The organism is Rhizobium cerradonense, from assembly GCF_030182455.1.
In the GTDB taxonomy this organism is placed as follows: domain Bacteria; phylum Pseudomonadota; class Alphaproteobacteria; order Rhizobiales; family Rhizobiaceae; genus Rhizobium.
This window is the reverse complement of the sequence record NZ_JAQJCK010000002.1, coordinates 381,114-403,940: the sequence shown is the minus strand read 5'-3', so window position 1 is coordinate 403,940 and position 22,827 is coordinate 381,114. Positions and strand designations below refer to the sequence as shown.

Sequence of the window (22,827 nt, the reverse complement as noted above, 5' to 3'; positions counted from 1 at the left end):
CTCCTCTCGGCCTCCTGAGCGAAAGACATAGCCGCTCATTAGCGATTTGACAAAGGCAAAATCGCCGCAACCGAAAACGTTTTCGGTCATATGATATAAACCGTGAATGTAAGGTGTGTAACGCGCTCTAATGCGACACGGATTTCGAAAAAAGATTGACCACGAGCACGCCGGCGATGATCAGCCCGAGGCCGATAATGGCGGCCAGATCGAGTTTCTGGCGGAAAAATACCAGGCCGACAACAGAGATCAGCACGATGCCGAGCGCGCTCCAGATGGCATAGGCGATGCCAACCGGGATGACGCGCAGCGTGAGCGATAGGAAATAGAAGGCGGCAACGTAACACAGTACAAGCACAATCGAGGGACCGAGGCGGGTGAACTGCTGCGACATCTGCAGAGCCGTCGTACCGATCACTTCCAGTACAATCGCTACCAGCAGCATCGCATAGACAGATGCATTCGCCATTACGGTCTTCCCTTGATTTCTAAAGCTGCGTGAGTTCGATCAGCCGGTCGATCAGTTTTTCACGGGCGCTCTCATCCATCTCATGGCTGCCGAGAAGGTCGGCAAGCCAGAGCCCATCGGTCGCCAGCCGCACGATCGCGGCATCCGCCGAGGAGTCCGTGCCGACATATTCCTCGCTGCGCTCGCGCACCCAGTTCCGCCAGCGCTGCCGCAACTGCGGTTCGCTGAGCAGCACCATCGTCACCTGCGCCCAGTCCTTTGTTTCCTGTGGCTGGTCGCGAAGCGCGAGGCAGGCGCGGAGGTAGCCGCGGGTAAAACGCCCATGCGGCAACGGATCGGCCCGCATCGCCTCTTCGATGGCCCGGTCTAGGCGCTCGAGCAGGCTGTCGAACAACGCCTCCAAAAGGGTATTCTTGTTGGGAAAATGATGCAGCAGCCCGCCCTTGCTCACGCCGGAGGCACCGGAAACGGCATCCAGCGTCACCGCCGTCATCCCCTTCTCCGATGCAAGCCGCGCCGCCACCTCCAGCAACTGCTGGCGGACGAGCAAAGGCTGCTTCTTTCTGTGGTGCGCGTCAGACATGCCAACATAACATACCAAATAGACGGTTTCGTCAATGGCAGGTTTGACACTCTGCGCCGGCGGCAGCAATTATTCTCGGCTGCTAGTGCGTACTCTCGATCGCGGAATGATGGGCAACATCGTTCTGGTCGAAGATTGTCAGCTTCGCACTATTGACCGTAAAGGCGATCGGCGCCCCCGTGGCAATGGTGGTCATGCCCGGGTCGGTCCCGATGATCTTCGAGCCGTCCTTCAGCCTGACATGGACGAGCGAGCGGTCACCCAATCGCTCCACCGTCTCGACGGTGCCGGCAATGTCGCCCTCCTCCTCCGTCGTGACCACCAGATATTCGGGCCGGATGCCGAGCGTCAGTTCGGACCGCGTTATACCGTTCAGCGGAACCGACGTCTTGATAACAGATCCATCGGGCAAGGTCGCCGTCGCAAAGCCGCCGGCTTCGCCGACATTGGCTACATTGACGAAGTTCATGCCCGGAGAGCCGACGAATTGAGCGACATAGCGCGTCGCGGGCCGCGTATAGATCTCCACCGGCGTGGCCACCTGTTCGATCTTCTTGTTGTTCAGCAGCACGATCCGGTCGGCAAGCGTCATCGCCTCCACTTGGTCGTGCGTAACGAAGACCATCGTTGCGCCCAGTCGTTCATGCAATTGAGCGAGCTCGACACGGGTGCGGGTGCGCAGGCCGGCATCGAGGTTGGACAGCGGCTCGTCGAACAGGAAAACCTCGGGCTCGCGCACGATGGCACGACCGATGGCGACACGTTGGCGCTGGCCGCCGGAGAGTTCGGACGGCTTGCGATCCAGCAGATGCGGCATCTCCAATATCTTGGCGGCGGCATCGATGCGCTTTGCGATCTCCGCCTTCGGCGTCTTGATGTTCCGGAGGCCGAACGACATGTTGTCGCGAACGGTCATATGTGGATAAAGCGCATAGGACTGGAACACCATCGATACGCCGCGCTCGCCAGGCGGGAGCTGGTCGACGCGCTTGCCCCCGATCCAGATTTCGCCGCTCGTAATCGATTCAAGCCCGGCAATCATCCGCAGCAAAGTCGACTTGCCGCAACCGGACCCACCCAGGAACACGACAAACTCCCCGCGCTGAATGGTCAGGTCGATGTCGTTGAGAACCTGCACCGCACCGAAATGCTTGGTGAGGGATTTGATGTTGATACCAGCCACTTTTTCCTCCTCCAGGAGAATTGAACTTCGTCAGACCTGCCTTGTCCCTCGGCCTACTTGACAGCGCCAACCGCGACGCCACGCGTCAGCGTGCGTTGGAAAATCAGGAAGAAGATCACCGTCGGTGTGACGCCGAGCAAGGATGCCGCCGCAATCGCGGTCGGATCCTGCGTATTGGCGCCGGACAACACGCCCATGGCGACGGAGACCGTTTGGTTATTGTTGGAGACCAGGAAAACCAGGGGAATCAGGAACTCGTTCCAGGTCCAGATGAAGAAGAAAGTTGCCAGCACGGCAAGCGTCGGCCGCAGAACCGGCACGATCACCATCCAGAGGATCTGCCAGCGGCTGGCATTGTCGATCTGCGCCGCCTCGATGATCTCCCGTGGGAACGTCGTCAGGACCGATGACAGAAGATAAGTGCCGAATGCGGTGTGCAAGACGCCGATGATCAGGATCACGGAGAGCATCGAGTCGAACAGACCGACCTGCTTGGCCATGTAGTAAAGCGGATAAACCAGTGCTTCCTGCGGGGCCATGATGGAAATCAGCAGGACCACCAGCAATGCCTTTCCGCCCCGCACGCGTCCGATGCCGATGGCATAGGCATTGAGCAGGCTGAGGACGACAGCCAGTATGGCGGTGCATCCGCTGATCAGAATGCTATTGAAGAGCTTGCGGGTGAAGTCGACCGTCGTCCAGAAGTTCTTGAGCGCCGTCAGGTCGAAACTATGCGGCAAGGCAAGCGGACCATTGGCTGCATAGTCCGTCGGCGTCTTGATCGCGTTCAAAGCCGCCAGCAGGAACGGAAAGAGCGTAGCAGCTAGGAAGACGAGCAGGATAGCGAGGACGATCCAGCGGGCAAGGCCCTTCTTCTGGCCGTGATGCACATGCATTTCCGATGCAACCTCGGTCGAAAGCGAAGCCGTGGTCGTCATGTCAGCGTCCTCCCTCTTGTTTCGACTGCATGCGCAGGAAGACGATGCCGAGGACGATCGTCATTGCAGTCTGCAAGGTCGCGATCGCCGCTGCATAGCCGACGCGGTTTGTCGTGAAGAAATGATAGTAAGACAGGTAGGAAGGCACCGTCGTCGCATTGTCCGGGCCGCCGGACGTCAGAACGTAGATCGGCGCGAAGACCTTCAGTGCCGCAATCAGCGTCGTAAGCGCGACGACAAAAATCTCCGGCATGAGCATAGGGATCGTGATGTAACGGAAACGCCCGAACCAGCTCGCATTGTCGAGTTCGGCAGCTTCATAAAGCGAAGGGTCCACGCGCGCCAATCCTGACATGAACACCACCAGGCAATAGCCGACCTGCACCCAAACGATGACGGCGGAAACGGCCCAGAGCGCATAGCTTGCATCCCCTAGCCAGTTCTGCGCCATGAAATCGAGGCCTATCCCTTTCAGTACCGCATTGATGATGCCGATCGGATTGAGGATCCACGCCCAGAGGACGCCCGCGGCCGTCAGCGGCAAAATCTGCGGCAGATAGAAGCCGGCGCGGAAGAAACTCGACCAAGCCTCGCTGAATTGGGCGCTGATATAGTCGAACAGGACCGCCGCCAGAACCAATCCAAGAAGAATGGGCACGATCGTCATCGAAATGATGAACAGAAGCGTGTGCTGAATCGAACCCCAGAACACCGCATCGGCGAGCAGCCGTTGGTAATTCTCGACTCCGACATAGCGTGGTGCAATGTTTCCGCCTTTCCAGGTGGTAAAGCTGATCGCGAAATTGGCAATCAGCGGCACGAGCACCACCAGGATAAATCCCAGCATGCCTGGGATCATGTAAAGGTAGTACCCTGCTCTCCCGGCGTTCTGCGACTTCTCCATCGAATTCCTCCAGTTCGATACGGCGAGGCGGCATTGAAGCCGTCCCGCCGCCATGAATTGCCGCCGATGGTTTTATTGAGCCGCCTGCACGTCGTCGTAGGCCTTCTTCAGGCGCGCGACGAACTGATCGGGCGTCGCCGAGCCATTCACCAGACCGGTGGTTGCCTGGATGAGAAGCTCGTAATAGCCAGGCACCGGCCAGTCCGGATAGAAGCCGAGGCCACCCTTGCTGGAAATCTGGTTGAAAAGCTCCACGTTGCGCTTGCCGACTTCATCGGTGATGGCGGCCGGATCGGCGGCAATGGCGACACCGCCAAGATTTGCCTGCGCGTTCTGGTTTGTCTTGCTCAACACCAGATCGATGAACTCATAGGAAAGATCCTTGTTCTTGGCGCTCTTCGGCACCATGAACATGCTGCCCGTGGAGCCGGTGCTGTATTTCGGCGTCGGGAAGATGAACTGGCTCCACTTGAAGTTCTTGATATTGGTCGCGAAATTGCCGTTGTTCCAGGTGCCGCTGACAAACATCGGCGATTTACCGGACGAGAACAGGTTATCGGCACCGCCGGTGCCCTTGAGACCGGTCGAATCCTTGGAGATGTAACCCTTGCTGACCCAGTCGACGATCTTCTGAGCAGCAAACAGGAAGGGCTTGGTGTCGAGCGGCGCCTTGAGGCCCTGGTAGTTCTTGACCCAGGTGTCATCCGCCTGCGTCAGCGCCAGCGTGTAAAGCAGATGCTGCGCGTTGGAATCGACCGTGCCATAGGCGAGCGGCGTAATGCCCTTCTTCTTGAAAGTATCGAGAGCGGCCTCGAACTCGTCCAGGGTGGTGGGCACCTTCACGCCATTGGCCTGGAACATGTCGATATTATAGAATACCGAGACGAATTCGGCGTAGGCAGGAATGCCGATCATCGGGCCGGAGCCATAGATGCCGTTCTCATCATATTTGCTGAGCTGCGTATTGGTTTCGTTGAGGATCTTGTCCCAACCGCGCGACTTGAATTCATCGTCGAGCGGCGTCAGCAGCCCCTGCGAAGCGACGAGGCCGGCCGTGGCGTTACCCTTGTTATATTCGAGCACGTCCGGCGCCTGATCCGAATTAAGGATGAGGCTGCCAGCCTTCTGTAGCTGCTCGAAGGTCTTCTGTTCGAAATTGATAGTGATGTCGGGATGCTTGGCTTTCAGTTCGCCCAGCGCCTGCGTCCATGCCTTGGCCTGGGCAGTATCCGGCAGCTCGTACCACCAGACGTTAAATGTCTTGCTCTGGGCTTGCGCCACACCGGCAGCCAACAGGAGCGACATGCCGGCGGTGAGCGCCAGCTTCGAAAACATGTTCATATATTCTCCTCCACTTCGCGAACCTGACGGTACCCGTCCGACGGCATGGCTCGCGATGCCTGTCGGCGCGTTCCTCTCGACTTTACGTCTGTCCGCCAACCTAACCCGGCAAACAGTCTTCAGACCTCTCAACGCTCCTCCGTTTCGATGTCCGGGCCGGTCTGGAGCGTTACAAAGCGCCGCTCCAGCCCCTCGATTAACGCACAACTCTTTTCTTAAATCGATCCCGATCCAAACGGTCGCGTCCTATTCGACGAATTCGCCACCGCGACTCTTCTTCAGATAGTTCAGACCGTGGATCTGGCCAGTCATTTCCAGCGCATCGCGATAAACCGGATCATGCCAGCCTTCGATGTCGATCGAACCGGACCAGCCGGCCAGGCGCAGCTCGGAGATGATGTCCGTCCAATTGCTGTCGCCAAAGCCCGGCGTGCGCATGAAGACGAACTTCTCCTTGCCGAAAATGCCGTGTTCGCGGATGACGTCCCAGCGGATCGTCGCATCCTTGCCATGGACGTGGAAGATCTTCTTTGCCCATTTACGGATCTGCGGCAGCGGCTCGATCAGATAGACCATCTGATGGCACGGCTCCCACTCCAGGCCGAGATTGTCGTCGGGCGTCTCGTTGAACATCAATTCCCAGGCATCGGGGTTATGCGCGATGTTCCAGTCGCCGGTGGCCCAGTTGCCATCCATGGCGCAATTTTCAAAGGCGATCTTGATGCCTTTGTCAGCGGCGCGCTTGGCAAGTTCGCTCCACACCTGCTTGTAGCGCGGCAGGCTGTCGGTGAGCGGCTTGTTGCGGATGCGGCCGGTAAAACCTGCAACGCAGGTGGCGCCGAAATGATGGGCGTTGTCGATGCAATCCTTCCAGCCCTGCAGCGTCTGCTGGTCGAGCTCGGTGCTTTCGAGCGGATTGCCGAACATGCCGATCGTCGAAATGGTGATGTCGCGGTCGCCGATGGCGGCGATGCAGCGTTTGCCGAGTTCCGCAAGGTTCTGGCCGTTGGTCGTCTGCCAGAAGAAGGGTTCAAAGCTTTCGAAGCCCAGATCGGCGATCTTGGCGATGCCCTTGGCGGCATCCTCGTTCGTCGCCCTGATCATCGTGCCGATGCGGATGGCCTTTGCCGGATTTGTCATGATGTCACTGTCCTTGTGCTGAAATATCGACGCGCCGGCCCGTCTGGGCGCTCTCGATCGCGCCGAGAACCATGGCGAGGCTGCGAATGTTGTCACTGCTTACGGTCTCGGGCGGCTTGCCGGTTTTGATCGCTTCGATGAAGGAGGCGATAACGCTGGCATGGCCATGCGTCTCTTCTTCATGCTTCGGGCCGAGAACCTCGATCGGGGTGAAGCCATGCAACAGCCCCGGTTCGTTGCCGGCGACACTGGCTTCGAAATGCTCCTCGCCGTCCCAGGTCAGCATGCCCTTGCTGCCGGTGAGGCGCCATTGGCTCTCCCAGCTCGTACGCTTACCTTCGGCACACCAGGAGCCGCGATAGCTGAAGACGACATCGTCGGAAAAATCGAAGAGAGCATGGGCCGATGCGCCATGCTTGTACCAGGACCCCACCGGGTTCTTTTCTACGCAGTAGACCGAGACAGGCACCTTGCCGGAAACGAAGCGGGCGGCATCGAAAGTATGGATCGCCATGTCGAGCAGCAGCACATTGTCCATCTCCTCACGAAACCCGCCGAAATGGGGGCCGAGGAAGAAATCGCAATGGACGCCCGTAAGTTCGCCGATCGCCCCCTCCTCCACAAAGCGTCGCATGCGGCGCACGCCGGAGATGAAGCGGCGGTTCTGGATGATGGCATGCACCCTGCCGGTCTCGGCGGCGAGATCGATAAGGGCGGCGCCCTCGGCGAGCGAGGTTGCCATCGGTTTTTCACTCAGGACATGGCAACCGGCCTTCAGGGCCGTCGATACGACACCGAAACGGGCGGCGGGGATGACGACGTCGAACACCAGATCGGCCTTGGTCGCGGCGATAACCTCGGCAAGGTCCGAGCCGATGACGGCATGTTCAAGACCAAATTCCTTCGCAAGACCTTCCGCCGTCGCCCGATTGAGGTCGACCAGGCCGACGATCTGAATGGATTCGGCAAGCGCCGGCGTCAAGGTGATGGCCCTGAGCCAGCCCTTGGACATAGCTCCGCACCCGCACAAAATGGCATTAAATTTCACGATGTCCTCCAGCGGGCGGTGCGTAACCCCTCATGACACGCGCTCCGTAAACGTTTACGATACTATGCGAAAAGATTTTCCTGTGTCAATAGAGGAGGACTATGGAAAATGGCGCATGGAGGAAGACCGCAGCCGATGAAGGGAATTCGTCAGCTTGCCGAGCATCTCGATATCTCGATCGGCACAGTATCACGCGCGTTGAACGGCAAGCCTGATGTCAACGAGGAGACCCGCAAGCGCGTACTCGCCGCCGCAGAACAGCTTGGCTATGTGGCGAACCAATCAGGGCGCAGCCTGCGGCAAGGCACGACGAACGTCATTGGGCTGATGATCCAATCCAGCAGGGAGACTGTTGAAAACAGCGATAATTTCTTTTTGACCGTAACAGGCGGGCTGCAGAGCGTATTGTCGCGCCACAAGCTCGATCTGATCATGTTGCCCTGTCCGCATGACGAAGACCCCTATGAATATCTGAAGCGCATGGTGGCGAGACGCATCGCCGATGCGCTCATCATTTCGGAGACGCATCGCGTCGACAAGCGTTTCGACTTGCTCGCCAAGGCGAAGATCCCTTTCGTAGCACTCGGGCGCAGCCTTTCGGGCACGCAGCATCCATGGGCAGACCTCGATTTCGACGGCGTCGTCAACTGCGCAGTCGACCGGCTCGTGGCGCATGGACATCGCCGCATCGCCATCAGCGCCCCCGCTAGCGACATCAATCTCGGCTTCGTTTTCGTGGAAGGCTATCGCCGCGCGCTGGAGCGGCATCGCATCGCCTACGACCCGGCCTTGGTCATTCGCGCCAAATCGAGCGAACAGGGTGGGTATCAAGTCGCCGACGAGCTGTTGCGGCTCGAACAAAGGCCAACGGCCGTGATCCTGATCTACGAACTGATGGCTATCGGCCTCTATCGGCGCATGATGGAAGCCGGCATCATTCCGGGACGCGATATTGCCGTCGTCAGCTTCCGCGAGGCGCCGCGCGCCAAATTCCTGCAACCGGCACTGACCTGCTTTCGCACCTCACTGCACGACCTCGGCGTCGAACTGGCCGAAATCCTGCTTTCCGGCATGCCCGCCTACAGCCAGGAATATCCCAGGAAAACGCGCCAGACGATCTGGCCGCTCGAACTCATCCCTGGGGAAAGCGACAGTTTCCATCTGACGGCGGCGGAATAGCGCACGATCTCGGAAGATGCGGAGCAGCTTTTAAACAAGATCATGCCACTGCAGCGCCGAAACGCCGCATGCAGGCTATCGACAGTTGCAGCCAGCCTCACGAGTTGCCATGTAGAGCGCAGCGAATGGGGGCTGGCATTTGAGCGAAGAGACTATCACACTTTACCAGGCAATCGGCGGCGACCGGACCGTGCGGGCGCTGACGGCGCGCTTCTACGAACTAATGGATACGTTGCCGGAAGCAGCAAACTGCCGCGCCGTGCATCCGCCAAGCCTCGAAGGCTCCGAAGAAAAGCTCTACGAATATCTGACCGGCTATCTTGGCGGACCGCAGCTCTATATCGAAAAGCGCGGTCATCCGCGCCTGCGCAGCCGCCATTTCGTTGCCGCGATTGGGCCTAGCGAACGCGACGAATGGCTCCTCTGCTTCCGCCGCGCCATGGACGAAACCATCGAGAACGAGAAGCTTCGGGCCATCATCTGGGAGCCGATCGAGCGCCTCGCCTTTCATATGCAGAACCGGGAATGAGAAAAGACATGAGCTTCAGCGCCACAATCCGTCCGCTCACCCTGTTTGTCGCCGGCATTCTCGGCGGCGCCGGTGTCGCGCTTGCGGCGGCAGCATCCCATGGCGGCGATGCGCATTTTCTCGGCTCTGCCGCAACCATGTGCCTGGCCCATGCCCCTGCCCTGCTTGCCCTCTATGCCGGATACGATCGCATCCGCACCGCGCCGGTGGCGGCGGTGCTGCTTGGGTTGGGAACACTGATCTTTGCCGGCGATCTCATCAGCCGCCATTTCGGCGGTGACTCGCTTTTCCCATTGGCCGCACCAACAGGAGGGCTCGGCATGATAGCGGGTTGGGCTGTGGTGACTCTGGGAGCGTTCTTTAAAAGAGCCGTGACGGAAGCTTGAAGAACCGCCGATTATCTCGCCTGACTGATATGTAGCGACGCCGTCAAACCCCGGCGACCACATTGAATCCCTCGAAGCGAGGCGGTCCCCAATAGAGCGCCTTGTTATCTCCGGCGTTGCGGTGCGCCATGCGGAAATTCTCGGATTTGGTCCAGTTGAGGAAATCCTCTTCGGTGCGCCAGATCGTATGCGAGGAAAACAGCGTAAAGCCCTCTTCCACATTTGTGCCGCCGCGCAGCAGGCGGAATTCTACGAAACCCGGGACCTCTTCCAACCGTGAATCGCGACCTTTCCAGACGGCTTCAAAAGCGCTCTCGGAACCGATGACGACCTTGAAGCGGTTCATCGCAATATACATGGCTGGATCTCCCGACAGTCAGACCTTCTTGCGGCGCTCGGCAGTTTTGCCCGGCTGCTGTGTAAAGGCAATGACATTCGTGCCGTCGCGCGCAGAAATGCCGAGCGGCGTCTCCGGTTCTTCGCCTGGAAGCCGCGTTTGCCAAAAGGGAAAAGCCGTCACGTTCGGAGCCTGCCGTCGCTCTTCGGCGCGGCGCATCAGCAGCTCGTAGAGTTCCGGCACCAAGCCGTCGCCCTTCTGCGAGGCCAGCCTGTGCAGGCCGATCATCATGAACCCGTCAGGGCCTTTGTCAGTCATCGGGAATTGTCTCGTTCGTTCATCGTCTGTAGCGCCCGCTCGAGGCTCGACTTGCTGCCGTTGCGCAAGGGTATGAAAGCCTTGCCGAATTTCTTGCAGCCGGTCTTCACCCGCAGGCAGGCATCGTGACTGATACAGTCGATCGGGCAGAAGACGCAGTCGACGGAGGGCAGCACGGTGTCGATGCGCGACACGGCCTCGCGCAAGCCGCCGTCGTGGTGGATCAGCTCAGCGCCAAAACTGCTGGCGATCTGACGAAGATGCGCCACCTGGCAATCCCGGCCGCCGACATAAAGGAAACTGCGCCCGTCGAGACTGGATCTTGCCGATACCTGCGCCGGCGTTTGCGCCTCGCTGCTATCGCGGCCAAAATCCTTTTTCCCCTTACGCGCCATGCATCACCCGTTTGCTGGTTGCTCTTGCGCGCTCGATTCCGGCGAGCGCAAGCGGACCATATTAAAGTTGATTTTTGCAGTAAAGTATAAAGTTGATAATTTATGTCATATTTTATTGCTGGCTATCGCCCTGTCACCTGAACCTCTTGCGTGAAGGACCAGCTAGGCTTGCCCCATTCCGGTGGCAGCGGCGGAAACGGCGCGGCGCGGCGAACACCATCGGTAACGGCTTCATCCAGTTCAGGAATGCCGGAACTCCGCGCTACGGAGAGGGAACTGAGCTCACCGCCCGAACCGATCGTCAGACGCACACGAACCGTTATGCCCTTTTCGTATTTCGACGACAGGCGGACAGCGCGGCGAATGCGGGACTGCACTTTGCCTGGATAATTGGCAACGGCCGCACTGCCTGAGCCGCTGCGCTGGCCATCGGTTAGCGAATTGGTATTCGACTGCGCGGTTTCGGTGCCTTCTGCAGAACCCTTCTTCGAATCCTGCTCGCTCTCACCGCCCGAGCCGGCCTTCTTTACGGCCTTCGGCACCGGCTTCTTGACGACGTCTTTCGGCTTCTCGACAGGCTTGGCTTGTTGAGCCGGTTTTTCGACCGGGGTCACCACTTCAGTGGGCGGTATGGCCGCTTGTGCAGTTTCCGTCGGCTGCACTTCAACCGGTTCCGCGGGTCGGACTTCGGTAGACTCAGCATCTGTCGGCTGGACAGATGCCGTCATCGGCTGAACCACTGTCGTCTCGGCCGGCGCCTGCGTCGCCAGCACCTCCGGCTCCGGGCTGACGACCGTTTCCGGGGACACCTGTTGCGACGGCTGTGCGGCCTCCATGGTTTGAGGCATCGGCTGAACAGCTTCCGTTTCTGCGGGCGTTACATCGGCTGGCTGCACCGTCTCCGGCTGCACGGCATCTGCCGTTATCTCTTCGGGCTGCGGGTCCTTGCTTTCCTCGCCTGCCGACATCTGGTCCATATCGGAGCTGCCGAGCATGATGACGCTGACGGTATCGCCTGCCTCTTCCACAGCATCTTCGGGCGTTGCAACCATCGTCACCAACAAAGCGGCGACAATGGCAGCGTGAAAGAGGAAGGAGCCTACGCAGGCGAAGGTGACTGTTCTCTTACCCAGCGCGAGGACGCGATCCGGTCTCTCCGCCGACAGATCCATGCTGGGCGGCCCCGACGCATCCGCCACGGGCTCACTCGGATGGGCAGGAAACGAACCAATCTGGGCAAAGCGGCTGTAATGAACAACCGCCTCGGCGGCCGGCGGGCTCGGCAGGCCGTCAAGGCCGGCTAGCTCGTGGCCGGGAAGCACACTCGGATTGTTGTCATTCATGTCACCGCCGGCGCGGCGACGCTCGATGGAAACCTTGACCGAGCGCGAGGCCATAGTCTCAGCCTTCGAAAGGAACGGAAAGCTGTGAACGCGTCGTGAGCGCGGCCTTACACTGCCCCGCCGCCGGACCATCGCACACCGGCGTATCGTTGATGATGATGCGGCTGACACTCTCGCACTTCACACCGGGCATATCAAATTGCCGCACCCGCTTCTTGCCGACCGGCAGGTCGCGAAAATCAAGAACGGTCACGCGGTCGACCGCATTCTTGTCGTTGAAGAAGGCAAGCTCGAAGGAGATCTTGCCGATCGGTGTTGCCAGATCGTTTTCCGCGACGAAGGTCATCATGCAGCCCTTCTGAGACGGCACGAGCGCATTAAGTTCGACACTGAGCTTCGGCGCATTCGCCGAAGCCGCGGTCGCATCTTGCGCGAAGGCCGGGAGGCAGGAGGCAATGGTGAACAGCCCGCCGGCAGCCAGCGCCAAAATCGTTTTCGTCGGCATCGGCAATCTCTCCTGAATATCTGCTGGCGGACGCGAATCGAACATCGATGCTCCTGCGCGCATCGCCCAAAATTTAAACTTGACTCTTACAGTCTTCTATTGCGTCTTTAGAAAACCTTGAGTATGTGAGTCAAGATAAATCTGGCCGGACCAGAACCCGGCTTCCTATGAATTTTCAGGCCAAACCAAGCAGGATGATTGCTGAGAAAACACCAATACAGCCGGTGCCGCCAACAGCCGCACCGCACATTAGAATTGTCGAGAGCACGGATATTTTTCGTGGCCAGACTGAAATCATGATCAGGCACGAGGGCATCATCTACCGGATGAAAATCACGCGCCAAGGCAAACTCATTCTCAACAAATAGGCATTGCAGATGACTGAGACGACTAGAGAAACGATCCGATTGGCCCCAGCCGATATCCGCGCCTTCCGCGCCGAAAATTCGAAAATGCGCGAGCGCGATATCGCCGCTCGATTGGGCGTTTCCGAAGCGGCGCTAGTTGCCGCGGAAGTCGGCATTTCCGCTATTCGTATCGATGCCGATGCCCACCGGTTCCTTGCCCACGTCGCTTCCCTCGGCGAAGTCCTGGCGCTGTCGCGCAACGAAAGCGCCGTGCATGAAAAGATCGGGGCTTACGAAAACATCAAATCAGGCGTGCAGGCGGCCATCGTGCTCGGCGAAAACATCGATCTGCGCATCTTCCCGAAGCGCTGGGCGCATGCCTTCGCCGTCACCAAGACGGATGGCGACCAGCAGCGGCTCAGCCTGCAATTCTTCGATAAGGCCGGCGACGCCGTTCATAAGGTGCATTTGCGCCCCGCCTCGAATGTCGAGGCCTATCACGCCATCGTCGCCGAACTGCGGCTCGAAGATCAGTCGCAGGATTTTTTAGAGGATCGCTCGGGCTACGATAACGGCGAGATCGACGGCGATGTCAGCCGGGACGAACTGCGCGACCACTGGAGCCGCATGACGGACACGCATGAATTCTTCGGCATGCTGAAAAAGCTGAAGATCGGCCGCCAGGCGGCGATCCGCACGGTCGGCGACGATTATGCCTGGAAGTTGGAGACGAACGCGGTCGCTGAGATGATGCATGCTTCCGTTCGCGAAGGTCTGCCTATCATGTGCTTCGTCGCCAATGACGGCATCGTGCAGATCCATTCCGGGCCGATTTTCAACGTCCAGGCCATGGGGCCCTGGATCAACATCATGGACCCTACCTTCCATCTGCATCTGCGCCAGGATCACATTGCCGAGGCCTGGGCCGTGCGCAAGCCGACGAAGGACGGTCACGTCACCTCGCTCGAAGCCTACAACGCCAAAGGCGAGATGATCATCCAGTTCTTCGGCAAGCGGAAGGAAGGCTTCGACGAGCGTCCCGACTGGCGCGCCATCATCGAGAACCTGCCGAAGGCCGACGCCAGCGTCGCCGCGTAAGGATCGGGCCATGACGATGTTGAAGAACCTCAAGCGCATCAAGCCGTGGGAAATCGCGCTGACGGCGCTGGTGATGACTCTACCACTGGTCCCCGCAAGCCCGGTCAAGGGCGGCTATAGCCTGGTCGAGCGTGCCCATGCCGCGGAAGCGCCGAAGATCGACACGTCTCGCCTGGTCTCGATTGGCGGCGATGTCACCGAGATCGTCTACGCACTCGGCGAGGAAGGCAGGCTGATCGCCCGCGACTCCACCAGCATGTATCCGGAATCGGCAGCCAAGCTGCCTGATGTCGGCTATATGCGCGCGCTATCGCCGGAGGGCATCCTAGCCGTCAATCCGACTGCCATCATCGCGGTGGACGGCTCCGGCCCGCCGGAGGCTCTTACGGTGCTGCGCAATGCCAGCGTGCCTTTCGAAACCGTACCGCAAACTTATGACCGCGACGGCATCTTGAAGAAGATCGACGTCGTCGGCTCGCTGCTCGGCGTGCCGGATAAGGCGAAGGCGCTCGAAGACAAGGTTGCCGCCGATCTCGACGCTGCGATTACAGACTCCGGGAAACGCCCTGAAGCCGAACGCAAACGCGTGCTATTCATCCTGAGCAACCAGAACGGCAAGATCCTCGCTTCCGGCGGCGCCACCGCCGCCGACGGCATCATCAAGCTTGCCGGCGCCATCAATGCCGTCGACAGTTTTTCGGGCTACAAGCCACTGACCGACGAAGCGATCATCGAGGCCAAGCCGGACGTCATCCTGATCATGGATCGCGAAGGTCCGCTGTCGATAAAAGAGGACGACCTCTTGAAGCAGCCGGCGATTTCGCTGACGCCCGCGGCGAGCCACAAGGCGATCATCCGCATGGACGGCCTGCACCTGCTCGGCTTCGGGCCGCGTACCGCCAGCGCCGTGCGCGAGCTGAACGCCGCGATCTACGGAGGCTGAGGTGGCGCTCAACGAGGTCATGCCGGGGCTGAAGCGCATGTCGCACAGAAGGGACCGCCGTCATCACGAGGGCGACCGTACTGCGCTCTCCCTCTTCGTTTTGGCTGGCCTCGTGATCTCCGCCTTCCTTGCGTTCTCGTTTTCGATCACGACCGGCGCCTCCGATGCCTCGATCGTCGACGTCATCGGCAGCATGATAAGCGGCGGTGCGGACAGCGCATTGAGCAGCCGCGACCGTATCATCATCTTCGACATCCGCCTCCCCCGCGCCATTCTCGGATTCCTGATCGGTGGCGGTCTCGCAGTCTCCGGCGCGGTCATGCAGGGCCTGTTCCGCAATCCGCTGGCCGATCCCGGCCTGATCGGCATTTCGGCCGGTTCCAGTCTCGGCGCGGTCGGGATGATCGTCCTCGGCGGCGGCATCCTTGCCCCCGTCGCGCATCTCTTCGGCATCTTTTCCCTGCCGATCGCCGCTTTCATCGGCGGCCTCGTCACGACCGTGCTTCTCTACAGAGTGGCGACGCGGCACGGACAGACATCCATAGCGACCATGCTCCTGGCCGGTATTGCGCTCGGCGCGCTGGCGCTGGCGGCGACCGGCCTGCTGATCTACATGGCAGATGATCGGCAATTGCGTGATCTCACCTTCTGGAGCATGGGGTCGCTCGCCGGTGCGACCTGGACCAAGATCGCCGCCGCCGGACCGATCATCGTCCTCTCCATGCTGCCACTGCCCTTCATGGCACGCGGTCTCAATGCACTGACGCTCGGCGAAGCGGCAGCCTTCCACATGGGAGTCGCCGTGCAGCGGCTAAAGAATATTGCTATCGTCAGCGTTGCGGCCGCAACCGGCGCCTCCGTCGCGGTCAGCGGCGGCATTGGCTTCGTCGGCATCATCGTGCCGCACATCCTGCGCATGGCGATCGGCCCGGATCATCGCTTTCTGCTGCCGGCCTCCGCCCTGCTCGGCGGCTCGCTGCTCATGATCGCCGACGTGGTGGCCCGCACCGTCGTCTCGCCTGCCGAACTGCCGATCGGCATTATCACCGCTGGTGTCGGCGGGCCTTTCTTCCTGTGGATGCTGCTTCGGCAGCGTTCGCGCCTCAGCCTGTGAGTTTTCGATGATCGACGTCTCTGACCTTTCCGTCCGGTTCTCCGGCAAGACAGTCGTGCACGACGTTTGCTTTACCGCCGAAGCCGGCGCGCTGACGGCGATCTGCGGGCCGAACGGTTCGGGCAAGACGACGACCATGAAGGCCATTTCGGGGGAGCTCGCCTATCAAGGTTCGGTGCGCCTCAACGCATCGGAGATCGGCAGCCTTCAAGCCTGGCAACTGGCGGAAATGCGTGGCGTGCTGCCGCAGGCGAGCACCATCTCTTTTCCCTTCACCGTTCGCGAAATCGTCCGCATGGGGCTGACGAGCGGCCGCAACAGCCGTCCCGAGCAGGCCGATCGCATCGCCGCGGAGGCGCTCTCCTCCGTCGATCTCGCCGGCTTCGAAGGGCGCTTTTATCAGGAGCTTTCCGGCGGCGAGCAACAGCGCGTCCAGCTCGCCCGGGTGCTATGCCAGATCTCCGAACCCATCGTCGACGGCAAGCCCTGCTGGCTGCTTCTCGATGAACCCGTCTCCAGCCTCGATATCAGCCATCAACTGACCATCATGACGCTCGCCCGGCAATTCTGTCGGCGCGGCGGCGGCGTCATCGCCGTCATGCATGATCTGAACCTCACGGCTCTCTTCGCCGACCAGATAGTCCTGCTCAAGAACGGACGGCTGCGAGCAGCAGGCCCCGTGGGGGACGTTCTGACCGACCAGCATTTGCAGGATGTCTTCGGCTGTGCGCTCAGGGTCAATCGCGTACCCATCGACGGCGTCCCATTCGTTCTCGCCCACAGTGCACTGACGCACTGACCTTCCTTTCGTCAAATTCGGAACTTTTCGTTGCATCGCCGCGTTGATGATCGGTGATCCAGATCAATGTTCTGCGCAATCAGCAGCAACATGTCTGGCAGCATTCGCTCATCGCAAAAGTCGGCGCAGCTTTGCGGCGCCAGGCCACAGACGCTAACGACGTAAGGGAGCAAGACCATGGCAACCATCCTCCATTCGGCGCGAGCTAAGCGTAATGGCGGCAGCCTACATGACCTCGAAGCCAGCATTGAGGAGCAGATCGAACATCTGCGCAACGAAATTGCCGCTTTCGCCAAGATCGTCGGTGAAAACAGCGCGATCCAGAGCAAGACGATGCGCGCGCGCGCCGAAACCGGGCTTGAGGATTTGACAGCTCGAGGCGAAGACCTGCTGCGTGAATTGCAGCACGGCTATGCGAAGGGCACGCGCGAAATGCGCAGGACCGTGCGTCAACACCCCATTGCCACCATCGGGGCTGCTGCAGCTTTCGGATTGGCGTTTGCCCTGCTTCTGTCGCGCCGTTAAGGAGCCGCAATGCTAGCTCCGTTACTCGGCCTGCTTCTCTCGGGCACATTGCATCGCACCGTTGCGCGCACGAAACGCAGCGGTGTTTTCATTGGCATCGCCGCTATCCTCTTTCTGACGGCCTATGCCTTTGCCCTCATAGCGGCTGCCATCTGGCTGGCAACCATTTACGGCGCAGCCGTTTCGGCGCTGCTGATTGCCGCCGGCGCCCTGGTGCTCGCCGTGATCGTTCTCGTCATCATGATGATCATCAACAAGCAGGAAGAACGCCGTGCCCGCGAACGCCGCGCCGCCTTGGAAACCATGGCCGTCGCAGCACTCGGCCTTGCAAAGTCGCAACCGCTGCTGACCGCCGCCATTGCGACCGCCCTGGTGTTCGGCAACTTGATGAGCACAAAGAGGCGGGATGATTAGGGCGACTTGATCGGCTCATGCTGCATCACAAGTCCGCACATCACGGCAAACAGGCGCGCTAAAGCCTCATGGGCGCAACAGAATCCGTCCGCGCCAGCAGGCGAGGACAGATCGCATGATTTAGAAGGCAAATGCCTTGGAGGTCAAAGGCGCTGAGGTGGCGTCCGGGCCAAAGTCGGCTTCTCCGGAAATCTGCAGCAATTCCTGCAGGCGCTGCCGGGCGCGGTTGACCCGGCTCTTGATGGTGCCCACGGCGCAGCCGCAGATTTCGGCGGCTTCCTCATAGGAAAAACCGGACGCGCCGACCAAGATGATGGCTTCGCGCTGATCGGGCGGCAGTTGATCCAGCGCCTTGCGGAAATCCTGCAGGTCGAGCGCACCGTACTGCGAGGGATGCGTTGCCATCGATTCCGTGAACAGGCCATCACTGTCCTGCACCTCGCGGCCGCTCTTGCGCATCTGGCTATAGAGTTCGTTGCGCAGGATGGTGAAGAGCCAGGCCTTCATATTCGTGCCCATCTCGAAATGGTCCTGCTTGGCCCAAGCCTTCATGATCGTGTCCTGCACGAGATCATCGGCACGGTCGTGGCGGCCGGTCAACGAGATGGCGAAGGCGCGTAAGCTCGGCAGAGCAGCCAGGAGTTCGCGCTTGAAGCTCGGTTGCGGTTCCATGACGCTTCCTCCTTAATCGGAGACTTTTGCGGAAGCCAAACGTTCGGCCTGATCCAGCTTCTCGAGCAGGTCGAGCAAGCGATCCGGGATAGCCTCATCCTGCACCGCGGCATAGAATGAGCGCAGCCGATTGCCGATTTGATTGTTAGGATCGAGGATATCGGCGGCACGCACGTCAGGCCGTTTACGGTCCGCGTCCTCTTGATTTTGGGTGGTCATTTAGCCTGCTCGCTTCCGCATTTCTTGCGTTCATGGATGCGGGGTGTACCTCTATGCACCCCAGTTTGGAAGGTCCTCACGTCCGCTTCGGCCCGAATCGGAGAAGTTGAACCTAGTGTTCGTCGGCAGGGGTAATGTACTTCTCCAAAAAAAGTTCCGGTGCCGAGGAACTTTTTTACTGAATTTGCGTTTGTTTGTCATTGCAGTCTTGGAGGCTGTGTTTCAATTAGGAATTAATAAAGGGCGGGAGCCATTGATGACACTTTCCACACGCATTGCGCCGCATCTTCCTTATTTGCGCCGCTACTCCCGTGCTCTGACCGGGACACAGACATCGGGTGACGCCTATGTCGCGGCGGTTTTGGAAGCGATCATTGCCGATCTTTCCATATTCCCGGACACGTCCAACGACCGCGTTGCACTCTATAAACTCTTCACTCAACTCTTCGGTTCCACGGCGATCCAGATTCCCGAGCCAACCTCTCCCTATGCTTGGGAACAGCGCGCCTCGGTCAATCTTGCCAAGGTTTCTCCGGTCGCCCGCCAGGCCTTCCTCCTCGCCTCCGTCGAAAACTTCCGTCTCGGCGAGATCGCCGACATTCTCGAGGTGACCGAGACCGAGGCCATGAATCTGCTGGACAAGGCATCCCAAGAGATTTCACGCCAAGTCGCCACCGACATCATGATCATCGAGGACGAACCGCTGATTGCGATGGATATCGAGCAGATGGTGGAAAGCCTCGGACATCGCGTCACCGGCATCGCCCGCACCCATGCGGAAGCGGTTGCCCTGCATAATGCCACCAATCCCAGCATGGTGCTCGCCGACATCCAACTTGCCGACGGCAGCTCAGGCATCGACGCCGTCAATGACATCCTCAAGACGTCGAGCATTCCGGTCATTTTCATTACCGCTTTCCCCGAGCGCTTGTTGACCGGCGAGCGGCCGGAGCCGACCTTCCTCGTAACCAAACCATTCAATCCCGATATGGTGAAAGCTCTGATCAGTCAGGCCCTTTTCTTTAATGAAACCACAAAGGTGGCCGCCTGACCCGAATCGACACTTTGTCGCGGAACAAAGAAAGCAACCGGACGTTCCGGGAGCTTAGGGACGCTTTACCGACTGTTATAGCGAGTGATTGTATAAACCGGATTGAGTTCTTCCGGCTGAGAATACCCTGTCGGCGGGGTTCTCGAAATTGGAGTGAAAGGCAAGCCGGTGAATACGACTGAACCATTATCCGGCATGCCTCTGAGTTTTGAAGGCAAGGCCGCTATGATGGAGCGGGCGCTCAATAGCGCCGGCGTCTCGATCCTCTTTCAGGATACAAGCCTCGCGATCCGCTATGCTGAAAACCTGCCCGACCACCTGAAACCGTCCCTCATCATCGGCGGCACGGACCGCCATCTTTTCGGCGAGAAGGATGGTGAGCACCTCACTCAATTGAAACGCGGAGTGCTCGAAAGCGGCAAGCCCGTCAGCGCGGAAGTGGAGTTCGTGACCGGCGACGGCGTGCGCATCTACGAGCTGAAGATCGAGCGCATCGGTGGCCGCAAGCCGCAGGGCCTGCTTTCCGTCATTACCGAGGTCACGGAGACCCGCCACCGCGAAAAGGTGCTGAAATCGCTGCTGCGCGAGCTGTCGCATCGCTCCAAGAACCTCCTGGCGATCATCCAGGGCATAGCGACGCAGACGGCGCGTCATACGCTGTCGCTCGACAATTTTCTGATCAAGTTCCGCGGCCGCCTGCAATCCCTGTCGAATTCGCAGGACCTGATCACCGATTCAAGCTGGCGCGGCGCCTATCTGTTCGAACTTGCCGAAAAGCAATTCGCCCCCTATTGGCCCGATGCCGGCGTGCCGATGCCGATCTACGGGATCAATGCGCATCTCACGCCGAATGCGGCCGTCCATCTCGGCCTTGCCCTGCACGAGCTGATCGTCAATTCCGCCTCACACGGCGCCATTTCCGCCGGCGCCACCAGCATCACGCTGAACTGCAAGGAGTCCGAACTCGATGGCAAGAAGGCGATCGAAGTGGCCTGGTCAGAGCGCTTCTATTTCCCCGCCGACCATGAGTTCGAGGACAACAGCTTCAGCCGCACCGTGCTGGAGCGGGTCGTGCCCACATCGATGAACGGGCGCGCCCAGTTCGCGATCGACGATGACAGCATCGGCTATCGCCTGACGATACCCGAAACCGAATACGAAATCCTGAAGCGCCGCTGACAATCCGAAACGAGGACTGCAAAAGAAAACAGCCAGCGCGAGGGCGGCGCACTGGCTGCTTTTCACTCATCGGGAGGGGACCGTGAGTAGATGCCCGGTGATGAGTTTTGGGGGCGTGCATCGGTTGATGCGATCATCACCAAGACACCTTCTTAACGACGGCGCCCAACCTTGGTTCCATCTTTCTAAAAAAAATTTTGATTTTTTTCTCGAGCGTCCATCGCGAACTTCAAAAATGGGCGCCAACGAATGTTTATAGCCACGCTGGACTTGGAAGCGTCCGGCTTACCCTCCAGTCAGCCAGCAATCGATCCTCGAAAATAAACTAAAACATATGTTTAGCGGAGGCCCCTCCGCTGCCCGCTAGGCTAGGCGGCCATGACAGCTATCCCTGTGCTTGCAATGCCGGAACTCTCCAAAATTTTACCGTTTGATAAATTTTTTAACCTGAGTTACCGTTCATTCCACTGGCCGTTTACTATAATGAGGGAACTTCAATGGGACGACTGGAAACTGGGATTCATAAAGGCAGGCTGACGCCGGCCGAATATGATCAGAACTTTTCCGATCTGCATCCGCGCCTTGACCGTCACGAGGCTTTGGTCGCTGCCGACCGCTGTTATTTCTGCTATGACGCGCCGTGCATGACGGCCTGTCCGACCTCCATCGACATTCCGCTGTTCATCCGGCAGATCTCGACCGGCAACCCCATCGGCTCGGCCAAGACGATCTTCGACCAGAACATTCTGGGCGGTATGTGCGCGCGAGTCTGTCCCACCGAACAGCTCTGCGAGCAGGCCTGCGTGCGCAATACTGCCGAAGAGCGCCCCGTCGAAATCGGCCGCCTGCAGCGCTATGCTACGGACACGGCAATGGCCGAGAACAAGCAGTTCTATGCCCGTGCCGCTTCGACCGGCAAGAAGATCGCCGTCGTAGGCGCCGGTCCGGCCGGCCTTGCCTGCGCCCACCGCCTGGCGGTGAATGGCCATGACGTCACCATCTTCGACGCCCGTGAAAAGGCCGGCGGCCTCAACGAATACGGCATCGCCACCTACAAGACGGTCGACGATTTCGCCCAGAAGGAAGTCGACTACGTTCTGTCGATCGGCGGCATCGAAGTGAAGCACGGCCAGGCGCTCGGCCGGGATTTCAGCCTTGCCGATCTTTCGTCGCAATATGACGCCGTCTTCCTCGGCCTCGGCCTCGCCGGCGTCAACGCGCTGCGTGCCGAAGGCGAAGATCTCGACGGCGTCGCCGATGCCGTCGCCTATATCGCCGATCTGCGCCAGGCCAAGGACAAGGCCGATATCGCCATCGGTCGCCGTGTCGTCGTCCTCGGCGGCGGCATGACCGCGATCGACGCTGCCGTGCAGGCAAAGCTGCTCGGCGCCGAAGAGGTGACGATCTGTTATCGCCGCGGCAAGGAGCATATGAACGCCTCGGAATACGAGCAGGACCTTGCCGCTTCAAAGGGGGTCATCATCCGCCACTGGCTGGCGCCGAAGCGTATCCTCGACAAGGACGGCAAAGTCGCCGGCATCGAAGTCGAATATACGGAACTACGCGACGGCAAGTTGACCGGCACCGGCGATACCGGCGTCATCGCTGCCGATCAGATCTTCAAGGCGATCGGCCAGACCTTCGAGGCCTCCGGGCTCGGCGCATTGCGCATGGAATCCGGCCGCATTTCCATCGACGGCGAAGGCCGGACCTCGCTTGACGGCGTCTGGGCCGGCGGCGACTGCGTGCTCGGCGGCGATGACCTGACGGTCTCCGCCGTTGCACAGGGTCGCGACGCGGCCGAATCCATCAATCGTGCGCTCGCTGCCGCCAAGCCGGCCGCTGCAGTCGCCTGAAAGGAGAACCAA

General features: G+C 59.7%; 28 protein-coding genes. 13 read left to right on the top strand and 15 right to left on the bottom strand.

The window, feature by feature from the left end; all coding sequences use genetic code 11:
* Nucleotides 1-127 precede the first annotated feature (127 nt).
* From PH547_RS06130 to PH547_RS06095, 8 genes are all read right to left on the bottom strand, one after another.
* The gene (locus tag PH547_RS06130) at nt 128-469 is read right to left on the bottom strand and encodes an SMR family transporter (protein ID WP_104823956.1); all 342 of its coding nucleotides are present in this window, start codon (nt 467-469) and stop codon (nt 128-130) included.
* Between the two features lie 19 nt (nt 470-488).
* Entirely contained in the window at nt 489-1,052 is a 564-nt protein-coding gene (locus tag PH547_RS06125; RefSeq protein ID WP_104825176.1) for a TetR/AcrR family transcriptional regulator, read from the bottom strand.
* A gap of 82 nt (nt 1,053-1,134) precedes the next feature.
* Nucleotides 1,135-2,235, bottom strand: a complete 1,101-nt coding sequence (locus PH547_RS06120; RefSeq protein ID WP_283046954.1) for an ABC transporter ATP-binding protein — start codon at nt 2,233-2,235, stop codon at nt 1,135-1,137.
* Between the two features lie 53 nt (nt 2,236-2,288).
* On the bottom strand, nt 2,289-3,173 hold the full coding sequence (locus PH547_RS06115; RefSeq protein WP_104823958.1) for a carbohydrate ABC transporter permease: 885 nt from the start codon (nt 3,171-3,173) through the stop codon (nt 2,289-2,291).
* 1 nt (nt 3,174) lies between these two features.
* Entirely contained in the window at nt 3,175-4,077 is a 903-nt protein-coding gene (locus PH547_RS06110) for a carbohydrate ABC transporter permease (protein WP_283046956.1), read from the bottom strand.
* A 72-nt stretch (nt 4,078-4,149) separates the two neighbouring features.
* Nucleotides 4,150-5,418, bottom strand: coding sequence for an ABC transporter substrate-binding protein (locus PH547_RS06105; RefSeq protein WP_283046958.1), 1,269 nt, complete (start codon nt 5,416-5,418; stop codon nt 4,150-4,152).
* A 246-nt stretch (nt 5,419-5,664) separates the two neighbouring features.
* Complete coding sequence (locus tag PH547_RS06100) at nt 5,665-6,558, bottom strand: sugar phosphate isomerase/epimerase family protein (protein ID WP_104823961.1); 894 nt, start codon at nt 6,556-6,558, stop codon at nt 5,665-5,667.
* Nucleotides 6,559-6,562: 4 nt separating this feature from the next.
* Nucleotides 6,563-7,606, bottom strand: a complete 1,044-nt coding sequence (locus PH547_RS06095; protein WP_104823962.1) for a Gfo/Idh/MocA family protein — start codon at nt 7,604-7,606, stop codon at nt 6,563-6,565.
* 135 nt (nt 7,607-7,741) lie between these two features.
* Here PH547_RS06095 and PH547_RS06090 point away from each other — a divergent pair, with 135 nt between their 5' ends.
* The 3 genes from PH547_RS06090 to PH547_RS06080 all read left to right on the top strand — a co-directional run bounded on the left by PH547_RS06090 (nt 7,742) and on the right by PH547_RS06080 (nt 9,700).
* The gene (locus PH547_RS06090) at nt 7,742-8,785 is read left to right on the top strand and encodes a substrate-binding domain-containing protein (RefSeq protein WP_285167769.1); all 1,044 of its coding nucleotides are present in this window, start codon (nt 7,742-7,744) and stop codon (nt 8,783-8,785) included.
* A 139-nt stretch (nt 8,786-8,924) separates the two neighbouring features.
* On the top strand, nt 8,925-9,314 hold the full coding sequence (locus tag PH547_RS06085) for a group II truncated hemoglobin (RefSeq protein WP_104823964.1): 390 nt from the start codon (nt 8,925-8,927) through the stop codon (nt 9,312-9,314).
* A gap of 8 nt (nt 9,315-9,322) precedes the next feature.
* The gene (locus PH547_RS06080; protein ID WP_285167768.1) at nt 9,323-9,700 is read left to right on the top strand and encodes a DUF423 domain-containing protein; all 378 of its coding nucleotides are present in this window, start codon (nt 9,323-9,325) and stop codon (nt 9,698-9,700) included.
* A gap of 43 nt (nt 9,701-9,743) precedes the next feature.
* On the opposite strand, the gene hmuQ is transcribed toward PH547_RS06080, so the two are convergent.
* From hmuQ to PH547_RS06055, 5 genes are all read right to left on the bottom strand, one after another.
* Nucleotides 9,744-10,058 (bottom strand): heme-degrading protein HmuQ, encoded by a 315-nt coding sequence (gene hmuQ / locus PH547_RS06075; protein WP_104823966.1) that lies wholly within the window; start codon nt 10,056-10,058, stop codon nt 9,744-9,746.
* Nucleotides 10,059-10,076: 18 nt separating this feature from the next.
* A complete protein-coding gene (locus PH547_RS06070; protein ID WP_104823967.1) occupies nt 10,077-10,355 on the bottom strand; it encodes a hypothetical protein in 279 nt (92 codons plus the stop codon).
* Nucleotides 10,352-10,750 carry a DUF2325 domain-containing protein gene (locus PH547_RS06065; protein WP_104823968.1) on the bottom strand — a complete coding sequence of 133 codons (399 nt, stop codon included), beginning with the start codon at nt 10,748-10,750 and terminating at the stop codon, nt 10,352-10,354. Before PH547_RS06065 ends, PH547_RS06070 begins: the two co-directional genes overlap by 4 nt.
* Before the next feature lie 122 nt (nt 10,751-10,872).
* Nucleotides 10,873-12,147, bottom strand: a complete 1,275-nt coding sequence (locus PH547_RS06060; protein ID WP_104823969.1) for an energy transducer TonB family protein — start codon at nt 12,145-12,147, stop codon at nt 10,873-10,875.
* A gap of 4 nt (nt 12,148-12,151) precedes the next feature.
* Nucleotides 12,152-12,598, bottom strand: coding sequence for a hypothetical protein (locus PH547_RS06055; protein WP_104825177.1), 447 nt, complete (start codon nt 12,596-12,598; stop codon nt 12,152-12,154).
* Between the two features lie 194 nt (nt 12,599-12,792).
* Between PH547_RS06055 and hemP the strand changes: the two genes are divergently transcribed.
* The 7 genes from hemP to PH547_RS06020 all read left to right on the top strand — a co-directional run bounded on the left by hemP (nt 12,793) and on the right by PH547_RS06020 (nt 17,838).
* Complete coding sequence (hemP, locus tag PH547_RS06050; protein ID WP_104823970.1) at nt 12,793-12,966, top strand: hemin uptake protein HemP; 174 nt, start codon at nt 12,793-12,795, stop codon at nt 12,964-12,966.
* Between the two features lie 9 nt (nt 12,967-12,975).
* The gene (locus PH547_RS06045; RefSeq protein WP_104823971.1) at nt 12,976-14,043 is read left to right on the top strand and encodes a hemin-degrading factor; all 1,068 of its coding nucleotides are present in this window, start codon (nt 12,976-12,978) and stop codon (nt 14,041-14,043) included.
* A gap of 10 nt (nt 14,044-14,053) precedes the next feature.
* On the top strand, nt 14,054-14,986 hold the full coding sequence (locus tag PH547_RS06040) for a heme/hemin ABC transporter substrate-binding protein (protein WP_104823972.1): 933 nt from the start codon (nt 14,054-14,056) through the stop codon (nt 14,984-14,986).
* A 19-nt stretch (nt 14,987-15,005) separates the two neighbouring features.
* The gene (locus PH547_RS06035) at nt 15,006-16,100 is read left to right on the top strand and encodes a FecCD family ABC transporter permease (RefSeq protein ID WP_104825178.1); all 1,095 of its coding nucleotides are present in this window, start codon (nt 15,006-15,008) and stop codon (nt 16,098-16,100) included.
* 7 nt (nt 16,101-16,107) lie between these two features.
* A complete protein-coding gene (locus tag PH547_RS06030; RefSeq protein WP_104823973.1) occupies nt 16,108-16,899 on the top strand; it encodes a heme ABC transporter ATP-binding protein in 792 nt (263 codons plus the stop codon).
* A 177-nt stretch (nt 16,900-17,076) separates the two neighbouring features.
* On the top strand, nt 17,077-17,424 hold the full coding sequence (locus PH547_RS06025) for a DUF883 family protein (protein WP_104823974.1): 348 nt from the start codon (nt 17,077-17,079) through the stop codon (nt 17,422-17,424).
* Nucleotides 17,425-17,433: 9 nt separating this feature from the next.
* Nucleotides 17,434-17,838, top strand: a complete 405-nt coding sequence (locus PH547_RS06020; protein ID WP_283046979.1) for a hypothetical protein — start codon at nt 17,434-17,436, stop codon at nt 17,836-17,838.
* 120 nt (nt 17,839-17,958) lie between these two features.
* Here the strand turns inward: PH547_RS06020 and PH547_RS06015 are convergent, their stop codons facing one another.
* Complete coding sequence (locus PH547_RS06015) at nt 17,959-18,510, bottom strand: RNA polymerase sigma factor (RefSeq protein ID WP_104823976.1); 552 nt, start codon at nt 18,508-18,510, stop codon at nt 17,959-17,961.
* A 12-nt stretch (nt 18,511-18,522) separates the two neighbouring features.
* Nucleotides 18,523-18,729: a NepR family anti-sigma factor gene (locus tag PH547_RS06010; RefSeq protein WP_028751877.1), complete on the bottom strand. Its 207-nt coding sequence runs from the start codon at nt 18,727-18,729 to the stop codon at nt 18,523-18,525.
* 256 nt (nt 18,730-18,985) lie between these two features.
* Here PH547_RS06010 and PH547_RS06005 point away from each other — a divergent pair, with 256 nt between their 5' ends.
* The 3 genes from PH547_RS06005 to PH547_RS05995 all read left to right on the top strand — a co-directional run bounded on the left by PH547_RS06005 (nt 18,986) and on the right by PH547_RS05995 (nt 22,815).
* A complete protein-coding gene (locus tag PH547_RS06005; RefSeq protein ID WP_104823977.1) occupies nt 18,986-19,780 on the top strand; it encodes a response regulator in 795 nt (264 codons plus the stop codon).
* Between the two features lie 195 nt (nt 19,781-19,975).
* Nucleotides 19,976-20,959, top strand: coding sequence for a sensor histidine kinase (locus tag PH547_RS06000; protein WP_285167767.1), 984 nt, complete (start codon nt 19,976-19,978; stop codon nt 20,957-20,959).
* A gap of 497 nt (nt 20,960-21,456) precedes the next feature.
* Entirely contained in the window at nt 21,457-22,815 is a 1,359-nt protein-coding gene (locus PH547_RS05995; protein ID WP_104823979.1) for an NAD(P)-dependent oxidoreductase, read from the top strand.
* Nucleotides 22,816-22,827: the final 12 nt, after the last annotated feature.